At 56.0% G+C, this 22,762-nt stretch carries 21 protein-coding genes; 10 read left to right on the top strand and 11 right to left on the bottom strand.

Translation table 11 applies throughout. The features are described 5' to 3' along the window. Nucleotides 1-107: 107 nt before the first annotated feature. The gene (locus AC0T7J_RS18220; RefSeq protein ID WP_473795761.1) at nt 108-260 is read left to right on the top strand and encodes a type II toxin-antitoxin system HicA family toxin; all 153 of its coding nucleotides are present in this window, start codon (nt 108-110) and stop codon (nt 258-260) included. Between the two features lie 26 nt (nt 261-286). Continuing rightward, a complete protein-coding gene (locus tag AC0T7J_RS18215; protein WP_473795671.1) occupies nt 287-712 on the top strand; it encodes a type II toxin-antitoxin system HicB family antitoxin in 426 nt (141 codons plus the stop codon). A gap of 526 nt (nt 713-1,238) precedes the next feature. On the opposite strand, the gene AC0T7J_RS18210 is transcribed toward AC0T7J_RS18215, so the two are convergent. Further along, nucleotides 1,239-2,138: a LysR family transcriptional regulator gene (locus tag AC0T7J_RS18210; protein WP_473795670.1), complete on the bottom strand. Its 900-nt coding sequence runs from the start codon at nt 2,136-2,138 to the stop codon at nt 1,239-1,241. 105 nt (nt 2,139-2,243) lie between these two features. Here AC0T7J_RS18210 and AC0T7J_RS18205 point away from each other — a divergent pair, with 105 nt between their 5' ends. The 4 genes from AC0T7J_RS18205 (at nt 2,244) to yacL (ending at nt 7,289) form a co-directional block, all read left to right on the top strand. Then, nucleotides 2,244-2,753 carry a phenolic acid decarboxylase gene (locus AC0T7J_RS18205; RefSeq protein ID WP_039391324.1) on the top strand — a complete coding sequence of 170 codons (510 nt, stop codon included), beginning with the start codon at nt 2,244-2,246 and terminating at the stop codon, nt 2,751-2,753. A gap of 86 nt (nt 2,754-2,839) precedes the next feature. Continuing rightward, nucleotides 2,840-3,697 carry an MBL fold metallo-hydrolase gene (locus AC0T7J_RS18200; protein WP_064703404.1) on the top strand — a complete coding sequence of 286 codons (858 nt, stop codon included), beginning with the start codon at nt 2,840-2,842 and terminating at the stop codon, nt 3,695-3,697. 425 nt (nt 3,698-4,122) lie between these two features. After that, on the top strand, nt 4,123-6,720 hold the full coding sequence (acnB, locus tag AC0T7J_RS18195) for a bifunctional aconitate hydratase 2/2-methylisocitrate dehydratase (protein WP_115064838.1): 2,598 nt from the start codon (nt 4,123-4,125) through the stop codon (nt 6,718-6,720). 191 nt (nt 6,721-6,911) lie between these two features. Beyond that, entirely contained in the window at nt 6,912-7,289 is a 378-nt protein-coding gene (yacL, locus tag AC0T7J_RS18190) for a protein YacL (protein ID WP_083070547.1), read from the top strand. A gap of 61 nt (nt 7,290-7,350) precedes the next feature. Here the strand turns inward: yacL and AC0T7J_RS18185 are convergent, their stop codons facing one another. From AC0T7J_RS18185 to AC0T7J_RS18165, 5 genes are all read right to left on the bottom strand, one after another. Beyond that, nucleotides 7,351-8,022, bottom strand: a complete 672-nt coding sequence (locus AC0T7J_RS18185) for an SDR family NAD(P)-dependent oxidoreductase (protein ID WP_473795759.1) — start codon at nt 8,020-8,022, stop codon at nt 7,351-7,353. Between the two features lie 8 nt (nt 8,023-8,030). Further along, nucleotides 8,031-9,227 (bottom strand): sialidase family protein, encoded by a 1,197-nt coding sequence (locus tag AC0T7J_RS18180; RefSeq protein ID WP_473795669.1) that lies wholly within the window; start codon nt 9,225-9,227, stop codon nt 8,031-8,033. Between the two features lies 1 nt (nt 9,228). Continuing rightward, nucleotides 9,229-10,644, bottom strand: a complete 1,416-nt coding sequence (locus AC0T7J_RS18175) for a sodium:solute symporter family protein (RefSeq protein WP_473795668.1) — start codon at nt 10,642-10,644, stop codon at nt 9,229-9,231. A 79-nt stretch (nt 10,645-10,723) separates the two neighbouring features. Next, nucleotides 10,724-11,608, bottom strand: coding sequence for a dihydrodipicolinate synthase family protein (locus AC0T7J_RS18170; RefSeq protein ID WP_473795667.1), 885 nt, complete (start codon nt 11,606-11,608; stop codon nt 10,724-10,726). A gap of 11 nt (nt 11,609-11,619) precedes the next feature. Then, nucleotides 11,620-12,768, bottom strand: coding sequence for an iron-containing alcohol dehydrogenase (locus tag AC0T7J_RS18165; RefSeq protein WP_473795666.1), 1,149 nt, complete (start codon nt 12,766-12,768; stop codon nt 11,620-11,622). A gap of 187 nt (nt 12,769-12,955) precedes the next feature. Between AC0T7J_RS18165 and dtnK the strand changes: the two genes are divergently transcribed. Genes dtnK through AC0T7J_RS18150 form a run of 3 tightly spaced genes read left to right on the top strand, consistent with a single transcriptional unit; the run spans nt 12,956 to nt 15,959 of the window. Then, nucleotides 12,956-14,215, top strand: a complete 1,260-nt coding sequence (gene dtnK / locus AC0T7J_RS18160; RefSeq protein ID WP_473795665.1) for a D-threonate kinase — start codon at nt 12,956-12,958, stop codon at nt 14,213-14,215. Then, nucleotides 14,208-15,188, top strand: coding sequence for a D-threonate 4-phosphate dehydrogenase (locus tag AC0T7J_RS18155; protein WP_473795664.1), 981 nt, complete (start codon nt 14,208-14,210; stop codon nt 15,186-15,188). The genes dtnK and AC0T7J_RS18155 overlap by 8 nt, the downstream gene beginning before the upstream one ends. A 6-nt stretch (nt 15,189-15,194) precedes the next feature. Next, entirely contained in the window at nt 15,195-15,959 is a 765-nt protein-coding gene (locus AC0T7J_RS18150) for a DeoR/GlpR family DNA-binding transcription regulator (RefSeq protein WP_473795663.1), read from the top strand. Nucleotides 15,960-16,048: 89 nt separating this feature from the next. On the opposite strand, the gene AC0T7J_RS18145 is transcribed toward AC0T7J_RS18150, so the two are convergent. The 4 genes from AC0T7J_RS18145 to AC0T7J_RS18130 all read right to left on the bottom strand — a co-directional run bounded on the left by AC0T7J_RS18145 (nt 16,049) and on the right by AC0T7J_RS18130 (nt 19,669). Continuing rightward, nucleotides 16,049-17,341 (bottom strand): glycoside hydrolase family 28 protein, encoded by a 1,293-nt coding sequence (locus AC0T7J_RS18145; protein WP_473795662.1) that lies wholly within the window; start codon nt 17,339-17,341, stop codon nt 16,049-16,051. 176 nt (nt 17,342-17,517) lie between these two features. Then, nucleotides 17,518-18,327, bottom strand: coding sequence for an adenosylmethionine decarboxylase (gene speD, locus AC0T7J_RS18140; protein WP_473795661.1), 810 nt, complete (start codon nt 18,325-18,327; stop codon nt 17,518-17,520). A 28-nt stretch (nt 18,328-18,355) separates the two neighbouring features. Then, nucleotides 18,356-19,219, bottom strand: a complete 864-nt coding sequence (gene speE / locus AC0T7J_RS18135; RefSeq protein WP_346444093.1) for a polyamine aminopropyltransferase — start codon at nt 19,217-19,219, stop codon at nt 18,356-18,358. Between the two features lie 102 nt (nt 19,220-19,321). Then, nucleotides 19,322-19,669 (bottom strand): YacC family pilotin-like protein, encoded by a 348-nt coding sequence (locus AC0T7J_RS18130; protein WP_003854673.1) that lies wholly within the window; start codon nt 19,667-19,669, stop codon nt 19,322-19,324. Between the two features lie 182 nt (nt 19,670-19,851). Between AC0T7J_RS18130 and cueO the strand changes: the two genes are divergently transcribed. Beyond that, nucleotides 19,852-21,438, top strand: coding sequence for a multicopper oxidase CueO (cueO, locus tag AC0T7J_RS18125; RefSeq protein ID WP_473795660.1), 1,587 nt, complete (start codon nt 19,852-19,854; stop codon nt 21,436-21,438). On the opposite strand, the gene AC0T7J_RS18120 is transcribed toward cueO, so the two are convergent. Beyond that, nucleotides 21,439-22,722 carry a cystathionine gamma-synthase family protein gene (locus AC0T7J_RS18120; RefSeq protein ID WP_022625436.1) on the bottom strand — a complete coding sequence of 428 codons (1,284 nt, stop codon included), beginning with the start codon at nt 22,720-22,722 and terminating at the stop codon, nt 21,439-21,441. Nucleotides 22,723-22,762: the final 40 nt, after the last annotated feature.

Here is a 22,762-nt window from a genome sequence, read left to right as displayed (position 1 = left end):
TAACCCTGGAAACGTTGCCTGTGAGGGTTATTAGAGTTATCGTACTTTCATCGGGACGCGACAGGACACAGGGATTGATAGCAGCACGTTAATTTCCGAAATGAAGGCTGAAGGCTGATGGCTGGGTTCTGACAAGGATAAACGGTAGCCATCACCATTTCACACATCCGACAAAACCGGGGCTGGTTACAGTACCCCATCCTAAAAAAGACTTACCGATCGGTACGGTAAAGAGCATCAGGAAACAAGCGAGAATTTAATCTCGCTTGCCCGTAGAGGTATGAATATGTTTTATCCAATCGCGATTGAAGCGGGTGATCATCAAAACGCATACGGCGTAATCGTTCCCGATTTACCGGGGTGTTTCTCTGCCGGGGATACTCTTGATGAAGCCATTAAAAACGCCAAAGAGGCTATCACAGGGCATATCGAATTATGTGTAGAGCTCGGTCATGAGATCCCTGCCGTGTCCACCATTGAGGCTCTGGCAGCAAATCCTGACTATCAGGGTTATATCTGGGCATTGGTTGATGTAGATGTCATTCGCTTGCTGGGCGGCTCTGAAAAAATCAATGTCACTTTACCCAGGTCGCTAATTGATCGGATTGATCGTTGTGTGGCTTCACACCCGGAATACAAAAGTCGCTCAGGCTTTCTGGCTCAGGTAGCGCTTGAGCGTATTACCGCTCCGATTAACAGGCCTCAAAAGTAAGTCTGCGCGATAGCTAAATTAATTGGTGGCAGAAGAATCAAAAGGCACAGTTTATGAGTTTTTCACCCCTTAAGCCGCTGCCAGGATCTTTCTTCAGTATGGTCAGGTTGAGGTCTTTGATGGTGCTTTATCCTGATTGATAAAACTGGCGTAAGAATAAATATTTCGGTGAATATGGATGGACTGCGGCTGATTCTCTTCCTGACTCTTATAAATCAGTGAGTTACTGATCTTTAAAAACCTGAATTTTGTGGTGATTTTTATGAGGGTAAAATAATCATATTTTACAGCCATATACGTTTAGAGTGTTCCCCACGTTAGCGGGGATAAACCGATCGTCTGGCAGCGCGTAAAGATTCCAGCAATGTGTTCCCCGCGCCAGCGGGGATAAACCGCCGTGGTGTTGGCGTTCTGCTGTGACATGTTGGTGTTCCCCACGCGAGCAGGAAACACTCCGGTAGTTCCCCCGCCGATATTATTTTCCAATGCCCGGTCTATCCTTCACAAACCACGACTAACCCTTCATCTAACTACGCATCTCCCATGCAGCCACCCGTTCAATAAACATCTGCGCCAGGGCAGCAATGGCGCTGTTGCCAGGCAGTCTCTCTTCGTTCATATGCATCACCAGCGAACTACTGCGTCGGCGGCCCTGTAGCAGCGGCAGGGGACGGAGCTCACCGCTCTCTAACAGCGCGGCGATATTCTGTTCCGGCAGCCAGCCATAACCTAACTGATGCTGGACCGCTTCAATGGCTGCCGACAGCGTCGTAAAGGACCAGTTCTCCGCCTGATCGCCATTGACCTCCGACTGCTGCTGTTGCTGACGATCCAGAATGGTAATGCAGGGCCAGCGTGCCAGCGTAGCAGCATTAAGCGGGGCGGATTCGCGGTGCAGCGGGTGGTCGCGATGGGCGACGGCAACGAAATCGACACTCATCAGGCTTTCGCCTGCTAACGGCGTGTCGCCATATTGCGCCACCAGCCAGAGATCGGCCTGATGTTCCGCCAGCCTGTCAGGCGTTTCGCTTCGGACGATTTCGCTAAACCAGATGCGGACATGCGGATAGCGTTGCTGAAAGGTCTGAAGCACATCAAACAGCAAGGGTTTGGGCAGCGTCGCATCGACCATCAGATCGATGCGCGACCGTTCGCCGCGTTGCAGTGCACTGGCCTGCGCCTCAAGCGCGCCGAATCCCTCCAGCAGCGGACGCACCTGCGCGAGCAACTGATGTCCCTCTGCACTCAGGACAGCGCGGCGGCCCTCCTGCTGTAACAGGGTCAAACCCAGTCGCTGCTGTAACAGGCTCAGCTGATAACTCAGTGAGGACTGGCTGCGATTGTTCTTCTCCGCTGCCAGCGCAAAACTCCCTTCATTCACTACTGCATCAAGCAGATACCACTGTTCGAGTGTTGTCTTGTACATGATGACTCATCTAAAAATTAAATGATTTAGTGCTAAAAATAGCGTTATTAATCGGTTTTGTAACGCGCAATAATCTTCTCAAGGAAAACAAATGAGGAATTAACGATGAGCACTTTCGATAAACATGACCTGTCTGGCATCGTCGGCAAACATCTGGTTTATACCTATGACAACGGCTGGAATTACGAGCTCTACATTAAAAATGCCAGCACCATCGACTATCGCATTCACAGCGGTATGGTCGGTAATCGCTGGGTTAAAAATCAGCATGTCTATGTCGTTCGTCTGGCGCAGGATGTCTATAAAGTTTCCTGGACTGAACCAACCGGCACCGATGTCAGCCTGGCCGTTAATCTGGCTGATAAAATTTTCCACGGCACCATCTTCTTCCCGCGCTGGGTAATGAACAACCCGGAAAAAACCGTCTGCTTCCAGAATGATCATCTGGAAGAGATGGCAAAATTCCGCGAAGCGGGCCCGGCTTATCCAACCGAAGTGATTGATGAGTTCGCGACGCTGACCGTCATCCGCGATGTGGGTGAAAATAACGAAAGCGTGATCGACTGTCCGCCAGACCAGCTGCCCGCGAATTTTCCGGACAATCTGAAAAATTAAGCATGCACAGAAGAGGTCATGACGACCTCTTCTGAATAGCAGTTTCTGTCTTGTAGCTTCTGACGTGTAACTTGCGAGGACGAAAAATGGATTTATCGACGAAGGTTTTTATCAGTAGTGACCAGCACGACGGTTTCGGTGTCAGTTCCACCCTCATCATGGGCGAGAAAGAGGCGATGTTAGTTGATGCCCAGTTTACGCTGGCGAATGCACATCGGTTAGTCGCTGAAATTATCGAAACCGGTCTCGACCTGAAACGCATTTTTATTACGCATCTGCACCCCGATCATTTTCTGGGTCTTGAAGTGATTAAATCCGTCTTTCCGGATGCCGAAATTTTCTCTTATAAGCAGGTCGCCGAAGACGTTAATGATGCCTTCGACTTCAAAATTGATTACTGGGGTAAGCAGGTATTAAAAGAGAATGGTGCCCGCACCACCTTTCCGATTACTGAACTGGAAGAGGATACAATCTGGCTGGAAGGGCAGCAGATTAAAATTCTGAGCGATCTCAGCGGCGATTGTATCCGGGTCACACCGCTCTGGATCCCCTCGACCAAAACGCTGATTGCCTCAGATGTGGTCTTCGCTGACGCACACGTCTGGATTGCCGATATGCGTACGCCGGAGCGTATGGCGAAATGGATGGAAAGTCTGGATACGCTCGAAGCGCTGGAGCCGAAAGTGCTGATTCCCGGGCACTCGCGAACCACGCCAAGCCTTAGCCCGTCGGCAATTGGCTTTACCCGCACCTATATCAAAGATTTCATTAAGACGCTGCATAAGGTCAACAACAGCGAAGAGCTGGTGCAGGAGATGGAGCGAATTTATCCCAACCTGCCAGTGAAAATCTGTCTCGACTACAGCGCCCGGATTCTGAAAGATCACTACGTCTGGCCGGGTGACTGGCCGGAATCCCTGCGGGAAATGAAAACGACGCTGTAATCCTCTTAAGCGCAAAACAGACCAGGCTGATTTCCGGCCTGGTGTTGTTATCCTCCTGAGCTCACCTCCGCTATAAACCCGATGCGCGCCGGCTTCTATTCCTGCGAGTTATCTATTTCACTGAATCACTTCGCTAAAGTCACGGCAAAGCTGACGTAAACCTGCAGCCATTTGTGCGGAATGCGGTACGCTGCAGAGAGACCCATTCAGCCGACTCAGCTGGCGGATGCGGGGAGTTAAGCGGGCAGAATGGCCGTAGTGGATTATGTTGTATTTTTGTAAACAGATTAACAAACAGACGAAATACTGCTATTCTGCCCTCCGCGAAACCGGGCACCTCAACCTGGACGAGAAAGGGAAGATTGTTCTCCATAAGTGAGCAAGGTGGTCGGAAAGCCCTACATAATGAGAGCGAGGATAACGTCGTGCTAGAAGAATACCGTAAGCACGTTGCCGAGCGTGCAGCCCAGGGAATTGTACCTAAGCCTTTAGAGGCTTCCCAAATGGCCGCGCTGGTTGAACTGCTAAAAAATCCACCTGCGGGTGAAGAAGAATTTTTGATCGATTTATTGGTCAACCGCGTCCCACCTGGCGTCGATGAAGCGGCGTATGTCAAAGCTGGTTTCCTGGCGGCTGTCGCTAAAGGCGAAGCAACCTCTCCTCTGATATCTTCTGAAAAAGCGGTTGAACTACTTGGCACCATGCAGGGCGGTTACAATATTCATCCGCTGATTGAGGCGCTGGACGATAGCAAACTGGCTCCTATTGCCGCGAAAGCCCTTTCACACACGCTGCTGATGTTCGACAACTTCTATGATGTCGAAGAGAAAGCGAAAGCGGGTAATGAATACGCGAAGCAGGTGATGCAATCCTGGGCAGATGCGGAATGGTATCTGTCACGGCCTGAACTGGCAGAGAAGATCACGGTTACCGTGTTTAAAGTCACTGGCGAAACCAACACCGACGATCTCTCTCCGGCCCAGGATGCCTGGTCACGTCCAGACATTCCTCTGCACGCCCTGGCGATGCTGAAAAATGCCCGTGAAGGCATTGAGCCTGATGAAGCGGGTAATATCGGCCCGATCAAACAGATCGAAGCTCTGAAGACCAAAGGCTTCCCGCTGGCGTATGTCGGTGATGTTGTCGGAACCGGTTCTTCACGTAAATCCGCCACCAACTCGGTGCTGTGGTTTATGGGCGACGACATCCCGAACGTGCCAAATAAAAAAGGCGGCGGCGTGGTGCTGGGCAGTAAAATTGCACCCATCTTCTTTAACACCATGGAAGATGCGGGCGCACTGCCCATTGAAGTGGACGTAAACAACCTGAACATGGGCGATGTGATCGACATCTATCCATTCAAAGGCGAAGTCCGCAACCATGAAACCAATGAGCTGCTGGCCAGTTTCGAGCTTAAAACCGAAGTAGTGATTGACGAAGTGCGCGCCGGTGGCCGTATTCCGCTGATCATTGGTCGCGGTCTGACTACCAAAGCGCGCGAGTCGCTGGGTCTGCCGCACAGCACCGTATTCCGTCAGGCGAAAGATGTCGCGGAGAGCACCCGTGGTTTCTCACTGGCGCAGAAAATGGTTGGCCGCGCCTGTGGCGTGACCGGCGTTCGTCCGGGTGCCTATTGCGAACCTAAGATGACCTCGGTTGGCTCGCAGGATACCACCGGCCCGATGACCCGTGACGAGCTGAAAGATCTGGCTTGCCTGGGCTTCTCGACCGATCTGGTGATGCAGTCGTTCTGTCACACCGCCGCGTATCCGAAGCCGGTGGATGTGAGCACGCACCATACGCTGCCAGACTTCATCATGAACCGCGGTGGTGTGTCACTGCGTCCGGGTGACGGCATTATCCACAGCTGGCTGAACCGTATGCTGCTGCCGGATACCGTTGGTACCGGTGGTGACTCGCACACCCGTTTCCCTATCGGCATCTCTTTCCCGGCGGGTTCAGGCCTGGTGGCGTTTGCCGCCGCGACCGGCGTTATGCCGCTCGACATGCCGGAATCGGTTCTGGTGCGCTTCAAAGGTAAGATGGAGCCGGGCATTACCCTGCGCGATCTGGTTCACGCCATTCCGCTGTATGCCATCAAACAGGGTCTGCTGACCGTTGAGAAGAAAGGTAAGAAAAACATCTTCTCTGGTCGTATCTTGGAGATTGAAGGTCTGCCGGATCTGAAAGTCGAGCAGGCGTTTGAGCTGTCCGATGCGTCAGCAGAACGTTCCGCTGCGGGCTGTACCATCAAGCTGGATAAAGCGCCGATTATCGAATATCTCAGCTCCAACATCGTGCTGCTGAAGTGGATGATCGCAGAAGGCTACGGCGATCGTCGTACGCTGGAGCGTCGCATTGAAGGTATGGAGAAATGGCTGGCCGATCCTCAGTTGCTTGAGCCGGATGCCGATGCTGAATATGCCGCGGTGATCGAAATCGATCTGGCTGAAATCAAAGAGCCAATCCTCTGTGCGCCAAACGATCCGGACGATGCACGTCTGCTCTCTGACGTGCAGGGTGAGAAGATCGACGAAGTGTTTATCGGCTCATGCATGACCAACATTGGTCACTTCCGTGCAGCCGGTAAACTGCTGGATAGCCACAAAGGCCAGCTACCGACCCGTCTGTGGGTGGCACCGCCAACCAAGATGGATGCGGCACAACTGACCGAAGAAGGCTACTACAGCGTATTCGGTAAGAGCGGGGCGCGTATTGAGATCCCAGGCTGTTCACTCTGCATGGGTAACCAGGCACGTGTTGCAGATGGTTCGACGGTGGTCTCTACCTCGACCCGTAACTTCCCGAACCGTCTGGGTAACGGCGCTAACGTCTATCTGGCGTCAGCGGAGCTGGCTGCGGTCGCGTCTCTGCTTGGCAAACTGCCAACGCCGGATGAGTATCAGCAATTCATGGCGCAGGTCGATAAAACGGCCAGCGACACGTATCGCTATCTCAACTTCGACCAGCTGACGCAGTACACCGATAAAGCTGATGGTGTGATTTTCCAGACCGCGGTCTGATTCTTCACCTTGCAGGCATGAATAAGGGGCGATGATTCGCCCCTTTTTTTTCGTCTCAGCATGGGGGAGAGAGACGATCAAAAGCTGGCTTTCGGCAGACAGCCTGTAATAATGCGCGACGTGTCACACTTTGCCGCGAGAGCAGCACGGACACTTATCAGGTGAGGCGACGACGTTGAGAGGAACGGGCGATGGAATATGAATTTTTACGCGATGTGACCGGACAGATTAAGGTTCGCATGTCGATGGATCATGAAGCGGTCGGCCACTGGTTCAACGAAGAGGTCAAAAACGATCCGGGATTGCTGGATGAAGTTGAAGCCGCTATCGAAGACGTCAAAGGCAGCGTACGTCAGTGGCAGCGGATCGGCAGCGAGTACACCATTCTGCTGGATGAAGAGGAGGTAATGATCCGCGCCAACCTGCTGGCTCTGGAAGATGACGGCATGGAAGAGGGGATGAACTACTACGACGAAGAGAGCCTCTCATTCTGCGGCATTGAAGATTTTCAGCTGGTGATCGCCGCCTATCGCCAGTTTATTAACCAGTACGGCAAACCCGTACGGTAAGACAGTAAGGCAATCCCTTACGGTTATAAGGCCGGACGAAGTAAGCAGCCCGGCCTGTTCACTAACTCAGCGATGCACCGCCGCACATGACCAGTTGCTGACCGGTGATCGCCGCCGCCGCAGGGGAGAGCAGGAAATCCACCAGTCCGGCCACTTCCTGCGGCTGAATATAGCGGCCAATGGGGGGTAAACGGGGCGGTGAACTGGCCCGGCCTGGCTGTTGCAGCATCGGCGTTTCGGTGGCGCCTGGCGCCACAATATTGGCGGTAATGCCGCGCGGAGCGAGTTCCGCCGCCCAGCTGCGCACCATACCGATCATCGCCGATTTTGTGGCGACATACTGACTGCGGCCCGCCGCACCACCTGATGTCCGGCTGCCCAGCAGCACAATTCTGCCGCCCGCACGCATCCGGGGTGCAAAATGATTTGCCAGCTGCTCAGCAGCGGCAACGTGCAGTTGCCACAAGCGTGCGCTGGCGTTCAGATCCAGCTCCCCAAGCGGTGCGGCCTGCATCATACCGGCTGCATGGATGACCGCCTGCGGTACCGGCAGCGCGTCCAGTAAAGCCTGCAGTGCCGCGCTGTCGCTGATATCGATCTGATGGCTCTGCCAGCCTGCATCTGTCCGGTTTATCGCCGAGCGACTCAGGCCGATAACCTGCCAGCCCTCATCGAGTAAACGGTCAGCAATCGCCTGACCGATGCCGGAGCTGGCCCCGGTCACCAGCGCCATCCGTTCAATCACGCATCACCTCCCTGCACCCATGACTCCTCAACCCGTACATATTTAATCGCCTGACGATACCAGGTGTAGGCGATATGCAGTTCGCCATCCAGGCCCTGTTTAATGCTGGGATAGGAGAATTCCCGGTTTAATTTCTGCTGGGAGTTATTGGTCATGCAGTAGCCATCGCCCTCGTCCAGATTGCGCTGCAGCGGCCAGCTTTTACCGCCATCCGTTGACACAGCCAGCGTCATCGGCGCACGTGGCGCACCCCAGAAAGCGGTGCGGCCGCTGTGCACCACCGGCTCAGCGGCCACGGCAACATCACTTTCCGCTTCATCATCTTCAATTTCGTCATACAGCGACAACCGGCGTTCGCTGGCACCTTCGGCGCTCATGGCATTGAACACCAGCGCCAGATGACCATTGCGCAGCGTTGTGACCTGAATTGAGGAGTTATTGTTGGGCAGCGACAGCGGCTGTGGCGCGCTCCAGCTTTCACCCTGATCAAACGAGCGGCTCTGGTAAATGTGGTCGGCCCAGCGGCTGCGGTAGAGCGCCAGCAGCGAGCCATCATCCAGCAGGGTGACGTTCATATGAACGCAGCCGGTGCTGTCAGGCACGCTGACGTCGCGCCAGCTCTGGCCTTTATCTTCTGAGATTTTTACCGCGCTCACGTCATAGCTGCCGACCCACTTTTCGCCGGGCTGCGTCAGGCAGTAAAACACCGGCAGCAACCAGTTACCGTTGGGCAGCACCACAATCGGCTGGCGAATAAAGGTGCCAGGCTTATCCAGCAGCGTTTTGATCTCCCCCCAGCTCTGGCCCAGATCGTGAGACTGGCGATAGCGAACAATCGCGGTGTCCTGATTGCCCGATTTCTGTGCCGTCCACAGCAGCCACAGCACCTGGTCGGGATCAAGAAACAGTACCGGATTCTGTTCTGAACGGCCCGGATCGTCAGAGAGTTTTTGGGCTTCACTCCAGCGATCGCTGCCTTTTTGCAGCCGTGAACACCAGACAGAGATATCGGCAATCCCTTCCTGCGTGCCGCCAAACCAGACGCAAAGCAGATCGCCATCGGGCAGCGGCAGCAGGTTAGCTGCGTGGTTTTGCGGGCAGGAGGAGGGCAGCATCGCAACCTGCTGCGCGCTATCCTGCGGGTGAGGCGCAAGCAGGCCGGTGCGTTCTGCGGTGACGGTTTCCTGAGTCATTTTAGGCTCCACTGTTTTGTGCATTGTGTTGCGATTGAGACTGAGACTGGCGTGACGGGATACAGCGGTCAATCACCATAATAATTGCCGGGGTGATCAGCGCCACGTACATATTGTCGATACCAAACGGGTTACCCATCAGGAACCAGACGGAGGTGACAACGCAGGCGCCAATCAGACCGGCATTGGCGCCGCGTGTGCTCTTAAACCACGGCAGGTAGAAGGCCATGATCGCCACCACGGTAATGGACAGGCGAATCGCACGGGTAAAGAACGAGAGCTTCAGCACTTCCGGGAAGAACAGAACAAACAGCAGCGGGAAGAAGCCGATGCCAATCGAGATCCAGCGCGTCATTTTAAATTCGCGCTCTGGCGTAGGATTACGATAAGGCACGTAAAAGTCTTTCACCACCAGCGAGGCGATGGCCAGCGCCACGGTACCCACGCTGACGAAAATCGAGGCCACCAGCGAGGTGGTGACAATGCCCGCCAGCCACGGTGACATATCCTGCAGAAACACCGGCAGCGCATAGAGGCTCTTGATATCCGGGTGAGCAAACTTCGCTGCCACGCCAATCAGCGCCATCGCCAGACCGATCGGCAGACAGAAGAAGAAGGCGACCCAGGTGGCGCGCTTCGCTGACTTCACATCTTTGGTGGAGGAGATCGCCTGGATCACAAACTGGGTACAGAAGATCGAACCTACAGTCCCGATCAGCCAGGCCACAATCGTACTGGCACCGACGTGACCATCCCATGTCCAGTAGAACGCCGGCATTTTCTCCATCATCGGGGCGACGCCCCCGGTCATCTTCAGCGCTACATAAAGGATAATCAGGATCCCCATATACTTGATGGCGCTGTGCAGCAACGTGACCCAGGCCACGCCTTTCATGCCGCCAAATGCAAAGTAGAAGGTGCTGACCACCGCAGTGATAAAGGCCGCCTGGGTCAGGTCAATCTTCAGCACGGTGGAGATCGCCGCCGCGCCGCTGATGTAGTTACCGACGTTCACCAGCAGCAGCGCATAGATCATGATCAGCGAGATAATATTTTTGGTTGAACTGCCATATTTCTCGGCGATAGCGCCGGAGATAGTGATCTTTCCGGTGTTGTAGATGCGCTTGACCAGAATCAGGCCAAACAGCGGGAAACCAATAGCCGCACCAATCACCGACCATGAGGCGGCGAAGCCATCTTCAAACGCCGCCTGCGCGGTGCCGATGGTGGATTTTGCCCCGATATATTCAGACATCAGCATAATGCCGATGATAAAAGCAGGCATGGCGCGCGAGCCTTCCATAAAGTCGCCGCTGGTTTTACTGCGCAGCCGCCAGGTGAGCCAGGTGGTGAACAGGATATAGGCGACCACCATGCCGACGATCAGTAAGGTGCTCTCAGTTGAAAATGCTTTCATCATGACCTCGATTGTTATGGCAGATGGCGACCATCAGGTTCGTTCTCATCTGACCGGTAGGGTGCAAAGGTGATGGACGTTATTGCAGGTAGTGGTTCACGATTTGACGGATCTGCTGCTGCTCTTCGGCGCTGAACTGCACCGCATAGCGGCTTTCACCCACCTCAAAGCCCTGCAGGCTGACCGCTTTTTTCACGGCGGCCGGTGAGAAACCGATGCTGTAAAGCGCGGTGCGCAGGCCGGTGACGTTCTCCTGTGCCTGATGCGAACCGGCAATATCGCCCGCATGGAAGCGCGTCCAGATGGCGTTAATCGCCTCCGGCGCCACGTTTGCCAGCCCGGAAATTGAGGCAGAGCAGCCATCCACGAAACCCTGGTGGATTAGCGAATCCGGGCCGTTCAGCACATCAAAGTCCTCACAGTCGGCGGTAGCCTGCAGAAAGCCGCTCAGGCTTTCATAGCTGCCTGCTGAATCTTTAATGCCGATGATGTTCGGGTGCGCGGCCAGCGTACGAACGGTCTCTGGCTGCAAAGTATTGCCGGTACGCGCCGGGATGTTGTAGAGGAACAGCGGCACCGTAAGCGCGTCAGCCACGCGCTGATAGTGGTCGATCAGCTCCTGCTGTTTAAGCGGAACAAACCACGGCGTGATCGCGGAGACAGCATCTACGCCAAGGCGGGCAATCTGTTTACCGAGCCGGATAGTTTCACGGGTCGAAATCTCCCCGATGTGCGCCACCACTGGCGCCCGGCCGTTAACTTCATCGACGCAGGTGGTGGTAACCGCGATCTTCTCCTGCTCATTCAGCACAAAGAATTCGCCGTTGGTCCCGCCGCAGAAGATGCCGTTACCGGCGTTGATCTGGCGTCTGACCTGTTCGCGCTGCCTCTCCGGATCAAAGGCACCTTCCCGGTCAAAAGTAGTGACGATGGCGGTCAGTACGCCGTTTATTTTCTTATTCATGACAATCCTCATTACGCCTGGCAGGAAGGGAAAAGCGTCAGGTAGACGGCGCGCACATCGTCGGCGGTGACCGCCATCGGCACGTTGTTCATCAGACGCTGGACGTCGAGCGCGGCTTCCACTAACCAGGGCAGGTGATCCGGGCTGATGCCCAGGGCTTCCAGGCTGGCAGGCAGCTGCAGCCGCGCTACCAGCGCGGTGAAGTAGTCGACCAGCGCGTGTGATTTCGCTTCATCGCTTAAACGGATGTTGGCGTCGGGCAGCAGATCATAGGCCTGAGCGAATTTGCTCACTGCCGCCGGACGGACAAAGCGCATGCAGGGAGCCAGCAGGATGGCGTTCGCAACGCCGTGTGGCAGATGATATCTGCCGCCGAGCGGGTAAGAGAGGGCATGCACCAGATGTGTCCCGGCATGGGCAATCGATGCACCGCCATAATAAGAGGCCCAGAGCATCTCCAGTCGTGCCTGCAAGTTTTCTGGCTCGCGCAGGGTGGTTTCGAGATTAGCGAACAGTTTCTTCATCCCAATCAGCGCATAGTTGTCGCTGACCGGGTTGGCGACATTGGCGGTAAAGCACTCAATCAGATGGCAGAGGGCGTCAATACCGGTTGAAGAGGCGATGTGGGCCGGCATGCTGGTGGTCAGTTCCGGCACCAGCGCCACCACATCGGGCAGCATCACCGGTGAAATAATGCCGACTTTGGTCTCTTTCTCCGGGATCGCCAGGATCGCATTGGGTGTCGCTTCAGATCCCGTGCCTGCGGTGGTGGGGATCAGTATTGAACGGGTACGGCGCTGCGGTTTGTCGCCTGCCAGCAGGGCGTCCAGCGAAGGCGCGGCGTCGATGCACAGCACTGAGAGCAGCTTCGCCACATCCAGCACGCTGCCGCCGCCGATACCAATCACCATATCGACCGGACGCCGGGAGAGCGTCGCGATAATCGCTGCCACATCATGCTGGCTTGGTTCAGGCGGGACGCTGTTGACCACGCTGATACCCGGAATCTGATCCCGAAGTTGACCCATCAGCGCCTGCACTGCCGGAATAGCCTCAATATTCCGGTCAGTGACCACGACTGCTGTCGATATCCCCTTCAGCAGATAACGCATGTCGTTTAACGCCTGATAACCGCTAATCACCGTGCTGTTAATGTTCATTTCATACCCTTATTTCTGTCCTGTCTGAGCAGATGATTAATCTTGCTCAGCGCAATGCGAAGTCAGTCACTCTCTGTGGCTAATTTTATAAGGCATATCGATTTCGATTAATTTGAACTTGCTCACATATAATCAATCATGATTGAATATAATCGAATGCAGCAGTAATCGCCTGACAGGAGTGAGGATGGGCTCATCATTATGGAAAACCCCGGTGCTGGTCATCGCCGATGACTTTACCGGTGCTAACGATGCGGGTAGCGGACTGGCACAGGCTGGTGCCCGTGTACATGTGCTGTTTGGCACTGAGGCACAGTTGCCAGACGACGCTGCGGATGTGCTGGTCATCAGCACCGACAGCCGGGCAATCAGCGCCAGCCAGGCTGCAGAGCGCGTCACTCAGGTGGTACAGCACTTTGCTCCACTGCTTCAGCAGGGCTGGCTGTTTAAAAAGATCGACTCCACGCTGCGCGGCAACGTCGGTGCTGAAACCGCGGCTGCGCTGCACGCCAGCGGCAAAAGGCTGGCGCTGGTTGCGCCAGCCGTGCCACGACTGGGCCGCACCACACGCGAGGGTAAAGTGTGGGTCAATCAGCATGTACTGACAGACACCGAATTTGCCAGCGACCCGAAAACCCCGATCCTCAGCGCCCGCGCACTCGATCAGATGCAGATCGACGGCACGGAGATCGATCTCCCGACGCTGCGCAGCGAGCGACTTGATGCGGTGTTAGCGGCGGCGCACGGCGTCGTGGTGGTGGATGCTGAAAATGAGGCCGATCTGGCGCGGCTGATAACCGCTGCGGCGCGGCTGGCAGAGAAGCCGCTGCTGGTGGGGGCCGCCGGATTAAGCGATGCGCTGGGCGCAGTGCTCTCTGTTCGCCCGTCGCGGCCCGTGCTGGCAGTAGTAGGATCGATGAGCAGCAGCGCGCAGCAGCAGATCGCCACGCTGCTTAACCAGCGGGCAGTTGAGATAGTGGATGTCGATATCCGTCAGCTGTTTCAGCAGCCCGCCTGGCCCGACCGGGATCGCTGGATCGTTCAGGCTGAAAGCGCACTGCGTGCCGGTCGCCATACGGTGCTCCGCACCTGCCAGCATGAATCCCAGCGTCACGAGATCGAGTATCTCAGCCAGCAGCACAGCGTGACGCGCCAGCAGCTGGGTGAGGCGATCAGTCAGTTGCTGGGCGAAATGACTCACAGCCTGTGCCGGATACAGCTGCCGCATGCGCTCTATCTGTCGGGAGGCGACGTGGCGATTGCTGTCGCCCGGGCACTGGGGGCCAGCGGCTTTAAAATTCAGGGTCTGGTGGCGGGCTGTGTGCCGCACGGGGTTCTGCTTAACAGTGAATTTACTCTGCCGGTGATGACCAAAGCGGGTGGCTTTGGTGATGAAAATACCCTGGTAGCAGCCATTGGTTTTATTGAGGAGAAGTCGAGTGAGTAAAATTATTGCGATCACCATGGGCGATCCGGCGGGCATCAGCCCGGAAATCATCATTAAGTCACTTTCTGAAGGTGAGCTGAATGGTATCCCTGCGGTGGTGATTGGCTGTGCCAGTACGCTGCGCCGCATTATGGCAATGAACATTACGCCACAGGCCGAGCTGCGGGTGCTGGACCGGGTGCAGGATGCGCGGTTTGCGCCCGGCATCATCAACGTAATCGATGAGCCCCTGGCCGATCCCGACGCGCTGAAACCTGGCGTGGTGCAGAAAGAGGCGGGAGATCTGGCGTGGCGTTGCGTGAAGCGTGCTACAGAGCTGGCACTGGCGGGCGACGTGCATGCCATCGCCACCGCGCCGCTGAACAAAGAGGCGCTGCATGCGGCGGGCCATCTCTATCCTGGTCACACTGAACTGCTGGCGCATCTTACCGGGACCAAAGATTACGCCATGGTCCTCTACACCGATAAGCTGAAAGTGATTCATGTCACGACCCACATTGCGCTGCGTAAGTTCCTCGATACGCTGAACCAGACGCGCATCAAAACCGTGATTGGTATGGCGGACACTTTCCTGCGTCGTGTCGGTTACAGCGCCCCGCGTATCGCCGTGGCGGGTGTTAATCCACACGCTGGTGAGAACGGCCTGTTTGGTGATGAGGAGATCACCACCGTGGCACCCGCTATTGAGGCGATGAAAGCGCAGGGGATTGATGTTTCCGGGCCTTGTCCGCCGGACACAGTGTTCCTGCAGTGCCAGGATGGACGCTATGACATGGTGGTGGCGATGTACCACGATCAGGGGCACATCCCGCTTAAACTGCTGGGCTTTTATGATGGCGTCAACATCACCGCAGGCCTGCCGTTTATCCGCACCTCTGCTGACCATGGCACCGCATTTGATATCGCCTGGACAGGTAAAGCGAAGTCTGACAGCATGGCGATCTCTATTAAACTCGCGATGCAGCTCGCATAGGGATATATGAAGGGACAGAGCCGTCTTGACCAGATTATGGATTACCTGAAAAGCCATAATCTGGTGACTGTTGAGCAACTGGTCAGTGCGATTTCCGCCTCACCCGCCACGATTCGCCGTGATTTGATCAAGCTGGATAAAGAGGGCGTGATCAGCCGCAGTCATGGCGGCGTTACCCTGAATCGTTTTATTCCTGCCCAGCCGACCACGCTGGAGAAGATGCAGCGTAACCTGGCCGAGAAGCAGGCGATTGCAGAATGTGCCGCCAGCTTTGTCCGGGCGGGCGATGCGGTGGTGCTGGATGCGGGCACTACCATGCTGGAGCTGGCGCGGCAGCTCACGCATCTGCCGCTGCGGGTCATCACTGCCGATCTGCACATTGCACTGTTTTTGTCTGAGTTTAAGCAGATCGAAGTGACGATTATTGGCGGACGTATCGACGACTCCAGTCAGTCCTGTGTGGGCGACCATGGACGGCGGCTGCTGCGCAGCATCAATCCCGATATCGCCTTTGTCAGCTGTAACTCCTGGAGCCTTGAGCGCGGCATTACCACGCCGACTGAGGAGAAAGCGGGGCTGAAACACGATCTTCTGGCCAATGCGGCTCGTCGGGTCTTGCTGGCGGACAGCAGTAAATATGGCTCCTGGTCGCTATTCTGCGCTTCTCCGGTGGACGACCTGACCGATGTGGTGACCGACAGCCGGTTAGATGAGGCTGTCTGCCGCACGCTGCGCGAGCGCGGGATTATGCTGGCGCTGACCTCCGCCTGAACAGTACGCGCCGTGTTGCTCTGACCTGATCAGCAGGACGCGAACAGCACCGCGCGTTTATCTTTAACGCTCGCCGTTAACGCGTGCCGTTATCGTGCGTAGGTATCATTCTCTTCGCGCGTAATCGCGGGTGCGTCCACCGAAACCCGTTCAAACCTCAGATTATTTACGCCCGCTATTTTGCCAAACTCCTGCGCCTGCAGCGTAATATCGCTGAAACTCAGCTGCTCAATTGGGTTTTCCGGCGTGCCTTCAATAAAAAAGGCGCGGGAAAAGGCCGCGGGCTGAGTCAGTCTGCTGCTGATATGGCTGATGCGGATATTCTCTACTCTCGTCAGCCCGGCATCGCCCGCGACGCCAGCCGCCAGCTTACGCCAGTGCGGCGGCTGTTCTGTGTCGGCAGGCTGCTCGCTGTAGCTGTATTGCGGGAACCAGTTCAGCTGCAGCATAAACGGATAGCCGACATCTTCCATCATCAGATGGCGAACAATGATGTTTTTAATCCAGCCGCCGCGATTGCGGGCTGACTTGATGCGGAAGCCGACGCCGGTGCCGGAGAAACGGTTATGTTCGATGATGACATTTTCGATACCGCCAGAGGTTTCGCTGCCCAGGGTGATGCCCGAACCTTTCAGCAACGTGCAATCGCGAATAATAATATCGCGCGCGGTTCTGGCCAGCTGTTGCGCTTCTGCGCCGCGCCCCGATTTCACGCAGATATTGTCGTCATTGCAGGAGACTGTACAGCCCTCAACGCGAACTAACTGACTGGAGTCGATATCAATGCCGTCAGTGCTGGGGCCGGTGGCGTTTATCACTCTGAGGCGCTGCAGACTGACCTGTTGCGAATAGCAGACGTGCAGGTTCCAGAAACCGGAATCCTGTGAGGTAAAGTCCTGTAGCGTCACGCATTCGCTCTGATAAACCACCAGATTACGCGGACGCTTGCAGTCGTAATCCACCACCCAGCGCAGGCCGCGGCGGGTATAGTCTGCCAGCATCCCGCTGTTTTCATCGTCGCCCCAGAACTTATGCCACCAGACCGCGCCCTGGCCGTCGAGGGTGCCGCTGCCGCAGACGGTGACGTTGCGACACTGATTGATGTTAAGCATTGCTGCGGGCCAGGCCATATCAATCCCCGCCACGCGGGTATCAAGGTCAGGATAATCCTCCAGTCGCTGGCTGCCGAGCAACACGGCATTCTTTGCCAGCTCCAGCGTCATCTCACTTTTCAAAAACAGCGCGCCAGTCAGAAAGCAGCCTGCCGGGATCAGCACCGTGTCGCCCTCGGCTGCGCTGTCGATCGCGCGCTGTATCGCCTGAGTGGAAAGTGAGGTGGCGTCCGGGACGGCATCGAAATCAATGATGTTAATTCTTGCCATTTTTTTTGCCTGTTGTGGATGAAGAAATACGCGTTCAGCACTGAAAGTAGCACGCCGGAACAGGGACATTATTGCTGGCGATCAGGGAATTCCGGCGGTTGCCGTGATGAAAAAGCAGGGGGAACAAAGGGGAAGAGACGCGCAGGTTATGGGCTATAACGCTGCGCGCCTGATAATCAGAGGGTCTTCAGGCCCACTGAGGGGATATTTCTGCCGTAGTAGATCTCGCGCATCTCTTTCCAGAGCAGATCGGTAATGCGCTTGTGCTCATGCGGAGTGAGATCTTCCGGGCGGGTATTAAACAGGTAGTGCTTAAGGTCGAACTCTTTCAGCAACATCTTGGTATGGAAGATGTTTTCCTGATAGACATTCACATCCACCATGTCATACATCGCTTTCATATCTTCAGACATGAAGTTCTGAATCGAATTGATCTCGTGATCGATGAAGTGCTTCATCCCTTTCACGTCACGGGTAAAACCGCGCACCCGGTAATCGACGGTGACAATATCGGACTCCAGCTGATGGATCAGATAGTTCAGCGCTTTCAGCGGCGAAATGACGCCACAGGTTGAGACTTCAATGTCTGCACGGAAGGTGCACAGGCCGCCTGCCGGATGGCTCTCCGGATAGGTGTGCACGCAGATATGACTTTTATCGAGATGGGCCACCACCGAGTTGGGCAGCGGACCGGGGTGCTCTGAGTTATCGATATCTTTCGGATCGATCGGCTCTTCGCTGACCAGAATCGTGACGCTGGCCCCCTGCGGTTCATAATCCTGGCGCGCAATATTGAGCACGTTAGCCCCGATAATGGAGCAGGTCTCAGTCAGGATTTCCGTCAGACGGTTAGCGTTATATTGTTCGTCAATGTAGGCGATGTAACCATCGCGTTCAGCTTCAGTATTCGCATAGCAAATATCGTAAATACAAAAACTCAGGCTTTTCGTCAGGTTGTTGAAGCCATGTAGTTTTAGCTTTTGCAATTTCGTTCACCCCCTTAGAAATGCACTATCAGCACGCGGCAGATAACGCATTCAACAGATATTGCGGCAGGGCAAAGCTGCCGGTATGGATTGCTGGCGTGTAATAACGGCAGGTCAGGCCAGCGGCCTCGAAACGCGCCGTTAAGGTCGCGGTGTCGAGCTGGCGCAGCGCCGGATTATCACTCGCCCAGGCAAAGGTCATAATGCCGCCGTAGTAGGTCGGAATCGCCGCCTGATAGAAACTGACGTCCGCAAAGTAATGCCCCAGCTTGCGATGGCTGTTAACGGCCTCATCCTGCTGCAGGAAGCAGACGCCATTCTGCGCCACAAAGATGCCATTTTCATTAAGGGCCGCTTTGCACCCGGCATAAAATTCCGAGGTAAACAGACTCTCGCCCGGACCAATCGGATCGGTGCAGTCGGAGATGATGACATCAAACTTTTCCTGCGTCTGATTAACGAAGTTCACCCCGTCATCAATTACCAGCGTAAAGCGCGGATCGTCATAGGCGCCCGCGCTGTGGTTCGGCAGATACTGGCGGCAAAAGGTCACCACGCCCGCATCGATCTCCACCATGGTAATCTTTTCGATCCCGGGATGACGTGACACTTCACGCAGCATGGCGCCGTCACCGCCGCCAATGATCAGAACGCTCTTCGCCGCGCCGTGCGCCAGCAGCGGAACGTGGGTCATCATTTCATGGTAGATAAATTCGTCGCGTTCGGTGGTCTGAACGACGCCGTCCAGCGCCATTACGCGGCCCATCGCGGCATTTTCGAAAATGATTAAATCCTGATGCGCAGTCTTCTCACGGTACAACTCTTTATCGACCGTGAAATACTGGCCAAAACCGGCATGAAGGGTTTCATACCACGTTTCATTGTGGGCCATGGTGCTCTCCTCTGATGACATCGCCATGAAGATGGGCGGCATATGATAGCTAACACTGACCGTGGTTGCACGGTCAATGTCCGGCTGCAGAGGGAAGAATCGTTACCTGACGTAGGCCAGCAGGCTCAGCGAATCGCGGGCCAGTGACTTGCACTTTTTGTCGTTGGTGATGGCGATGCCGCTGAGATCGCGATAGCTATCTTCACCCAGCGCTTTCATGTTGTAATTGCTGTAGTTGCTTAAATCCCAGCGGTTCTGCTGAGCAAAAAAGACCAGCGCTTTGCGAATCTGCGCGTCCGGTAAATCCTGATAGCCACAATCATTTTTCAGATAAACGAAAACCGCCGTGAGATCGGCCAGATCTTCCGCTTCGGATTCGCTCAGGGCAAAACTGGTGGAGGAGAAGCCAAGGAGTCCCGTCAGCAGCAGGATCCTGATACTTTGCTTCATAGTCGTTCTCTTCAATGGATATTGCTTATGACGTTAGCACAGTTGCTCTCAGGTTTTCGATTAATTTGCCGCTGTGGGCCGCTGCACCGCCTTTTTTTCGTCAGATTCGCACGGGTAAGACTTGACCTTCCTATAAGGTCAGGGTTTAGGCTGTGCGCTCTGATGCCACAAGGATGATCACCATGCAACGTCGCCATTTCCTGAAACTCACTACCGCACTGAGTGCAGCCGGAGCCTTACCGCTCTGGAGCCGTTCGCTGATGGCAGCCACCCGTCCGCTGCTGCCGATTCCGTCTCTGCTGGAACCCGATGCAAGGGGCAGCTACAGCCTCACCGCGATGCAGGGTACCACCCAGTGGAACGGCAAAGCGGTGCCGACCTGGGGCTATAACGGCAGCCTGCTGGGGCCGGTGCTGAAGATGCAGAGTGGTAAACCGGTGACGGTGAACATCCATAACCGGCTCAGCGAAGCGACCACCCTGCACTGGCACGGGCTGGAAATCCCCGGCGCAGTGGATGGCGGCCCGCAGGCGGTGATTGCGCCTGGCGGCTCGCGTCAGGTCTCTTTTACGCCCGATCAACCCGCCGCGACCTGCTGGTATCACCCGCATCTGCATGGCAAAACCGGGCATCAGGTAGCTCAGGGGCTGGCGGGGCTGATCCTGCTGGAAGATAAAGAGAGCGGAACGCTGCGTTTGCCCTCGCAGTGGGGTGTGGATGATGTGCCGCTGATTTTTCAGGATAAGCAGCTGACCAAAGATGGCAGTCACATTGATTATCAGCTCGACGTGATGCGCGCCGCGGTGGGCTGGTTTGGCGACATGATGCTGACCAACGGCGTGCACTATCCGCAGCATGCGGTGCCGCGCGGCTGGCTGCGTCTGCGTCTGCTCAACGGCTGTAATGCCCGTTCGCTGCATGTCGCCGCCAGTGATAAACGTCCTCTCTACGTGATCGCCAGCGATGGTGGCCTGCTGGCCGAGCCGGTAAAGCTCGACTCGCTGCCGATCCTGCCGGGCGAGCGTTTTGAGGTGATGATCGATACCTCTGACGGTAAGAGCTTCGATCTGGTGACGCTGCCGACAGAGCAGATGGGCATGACGCTGCCGCCGTTTGACCAGCCGCTGCCCCTGGTGCAGATCCTGCCGCTGCGGGTGATGGCCAGCGCCACGCTGCCGGACCAGCTGGCGACGCTGCCAGCGCTGTCCTCAACCGACGGCCTGACGACACGCTGGCTGCAGCTGATGATGGATCCGCAGCTGGACCAGCTGGGCATGCAGGCGCTGATGCAGCGCTACGGCGAGAAAGCGATGGGCAAGGGCGGTCATCACACGATGCCGCAGACGCCGGAGAAAACGACGGCAGAGCTGATGCCACCGATGGATCACAGCATGCATGGCAATACGCCGCCCGCCGGTTACGATTTCCGCAACGGCAATAAGATCAATGGCCAGGCCTTTGATATGACGAAGCCGTCGTTTGCGGTGAAGCTGGGTGATTATGAGAAGTGGACGATTTCAGGTGAAGGCGACGCGATGTTGCACCCGTTCCACATTCACGGTACGCAGTTCCGTATTCTTTCAGAGAACGGCAAACCGCCAGCCCCGCATCGGCAGGGCTGGAAAGATATGGTGAATGTCGACGGCTGGCGCAGTGAAGTGCTGGTACGCTTCAACTATGTCGCCGCCGCAGAACACGCTTACATGGCGCACTGCCATCTGCTGGAGCATGAAGACACCGGCATGATGCTGGGCTTTACCGTAAGCTGATCACGCCTGATCCAGCGCCAGCTTCACATCTTCAATCAGATCACCGGCGTTCTCGATGCCAATCGACAGCCGCACCGTGGCGTCAGTGATACCAATACGCTGACGCACTGCCTGCGGTACGCCGGAGTGGGTGGTGCTGCCAGGATGGCTGGCCAGCGACTCCGTCCCGCCCAGGCTTACCGCCTGCTTAAACAGCGACAGCGCATTAAGAAAACGGAACGCAGCGGGCTGATCGCCGACGATATCAAATGAGAAGGTCGAACCGGCCCCGCTGCACTGCTCGCGATAAGTTTTCCCTTCGGCACTTTCTGCATCCAGATAGGGCAGCCAGTGCAGCTTCGCTACTTTCGGGTGATCGCGCAGAAACGCCGCGACCGCTTCCGCATTCTGCCAGGCTTTTTCCATGCGTAGCGACAAGGTTTCCAGCGAGCGGCTGAGCATCCAGCTTGAGTGCGGATCCAGCTGCGTGCCGATTGCGCTACGCAGGGCGCGTACTTTCGCCATCAGCGCTTTACTGCCCATCGCTGCGCCTGCAATCAGGTCAGAGTGACCGCCAACATACTTGGTCAGCGAGTACAGTGAGAGATCAGCGCCCAGCGTCAGCGGCTGCTGGAACAGCGGGCCGAGCAGCGTGTTGTCACAGGCGATAATCGGTCGTGAACCCTGCTGCTGGTCGATCTCATCAGCGATACGCGCCATCAGACGGATATTAACCAGGCTGTTGGTAGGATTCGCGGGCGTTTCAATCAGGATCACCGCTACCCGGCCTTGGGCCATCGCCTGCTGAGCGGCTTCACGCACTTTGACTTCATCATTGCCGTCGCTGAAACCCACCGCTTTGATATCCAGATTGTGCAGCGTCTTACTGAGCAGGGTTTCGGTGCCGCCATACAGCGGCTGGGAATGCAGGATCACCTCGCCCGGACGGGCAAACGTCAGCAGGGCAGTGGAGATGGCGGCCATGCCGGAAGAGAAGAGCGAACAGCTCTCCGCCTGCTCATAGACCGCCAGCCGATCTTCCACAATTTCGCTGTTAGGGTGGTTAAAGCGCGAATAGACCAGCCCACCCGATTTGCCTTCCGGCGGCTCACGCCGGCCAGAGACATAATCAAAGAAATCCCGTCCCTCTTCGGCGCTGTCAAAGACAAAGGTCGAGGTCAGAAAGACCGGCGGCTTCACCGCACCCTCAGAGAGGCGGGGATCATAGCCATAGTTCAGCATCTGCGTTTCAGGGTGCAGCGGCCTGTCGCCGATATGCGTTTTTTTGCTTGAAGATGAAGTCATTGTGATCTCCGGCCGGCGGCGCGAGTAGGGTAACGATCTG

Source organism: Pantoea sp. E956-1 (assembly GCF_982223955.1).
The sequence above is the reverse complement of the archived record's forward strand: the minus strand, read 5'-3'. Positions and strand labels throughout refer to the sequence as shown.

Excerpts from the sequence above, each read along its gene's own strand:
- AC0T7J_RS18215 (WP_473795671.1), top strand. The coding sequence starts at position 287 with ATGTTTTATCCAATCGCGATTGAAGCGGGTGATCATCAAAACGCATAC.
- AC0T7J_RS18210 (WP_473795670.1), bottom strand. The coding sequence starts at position 2,138 with ATGTACAAGACAACACTCGAACAGTGGTATCTGCTTGATGCAGTAGTG.
- AC0T7J_RS18205 (WP_039391324.1), top strand. The coding sequence starts at position 2,244 with ATGAGCACTTTCGATAAACATGACCTGTCTGGCATCGTCGGCAAACAT.
- AC0T7J_RS18200 (WP_064703404.1), top strand. The coding sequence starts at position 2,840 with ATGGATTTATCGACGAAGGTTTTTATCAGTAGTGACCAGCACGACGGT.
- yacL (WP_083070547.1), top strand. The coding sequence starts at position 6,912 with ATGGAATATGAATTTTTACGCGATGTGACCGGACAGATTAAGGTTCGC.
- AC0T7J_RS18185 (WP_473795759.1), bottom strand. The coding sequence starts at position 8,022 with ATGGCGCTGGTGACCGGGGCCAGCTCCGGCATCGGTCAGGCGATTGCT.
- AC0T7J_RS18180 (WP_473795669.1), bottom strand. The coding sequence starts at position 9,227 with ATGACTCAGGAAACCGTCACCGCAGAACGCACCGGCCTGCTTGCGCCT.
- AC0T7J_RS18175 (WP_473795668.1), bottom strand. The coding sequence starts at position 10,644 with ATGAAAGCATTTTCAACTGAGAGCACCTTACTGATCGTCGGCATGGTG.
- AC0T7J_RS18170 (WP_473795667.1), bottom strand. The coding sequence starts at position 11,608 with ATGAATAAGAAAATAAACGGCGTACTGACCGCCATCGTCACTACTTTT.
- AC0T7J_RS18165 (WP_473795666.1), bottom strand. The coding sequence starts at position 12,768 with ATGAACATTAACAGCACGGTGATTAGCGGTTATCAGGCGTTAAACGAC.
- dtnK (WP_473795665.1), top strand. The coding sequence starts at position 12,956 with ATGGGCTCATCATTATGGAAAACCCCGGTGCTGGTCATCGCCGATGAC.
- AC0T7J_RS18150 (WP_473795663.1), top strand. The coding sequence starts at position 15,195 with ATGAAGGGACAGAGCCGTCTTGACCAGATTATGGATTACCTGAAAAGC.
- AC0T7J_RS18145 (WP_473795662.1), bottom strand. The coding sequence starts at position 17,341 with ATGGCAAGAATTAACATCATTGATTTCGATGCCGTCCCGGACGCCACC.
- speE (WP_346444093.1), bottom strand. The coding sequence starts at position 19,219 with ATGGCCCACAATGAAACGTGGTATGAAACCCTTCATGCCGGTTTTGGC.
- AC0T7J_RS18130 (WP_003854673.1), bottom strand. The coding sequence starts at position 19,669 with ATGAAGCAAAGTATCAGGATCCTGCTGCTGACGGGACTCCTTGGCTTC.
- cueO (WP_473795660.1), top strand. The coding sequence starts at position 19,852 with ATGCAACGTCGCCATTTCCTGAAACTCACTACCGCACTGAGTGCAGCC.
- AC0T7J_RS18120 (WP_022625436.1), bottom strand. The coding sequence starts at position 22,722 with ATGACTTCATCTTCAAGCAAAAAAACGCATATCGGCGACAGGCCGCTG.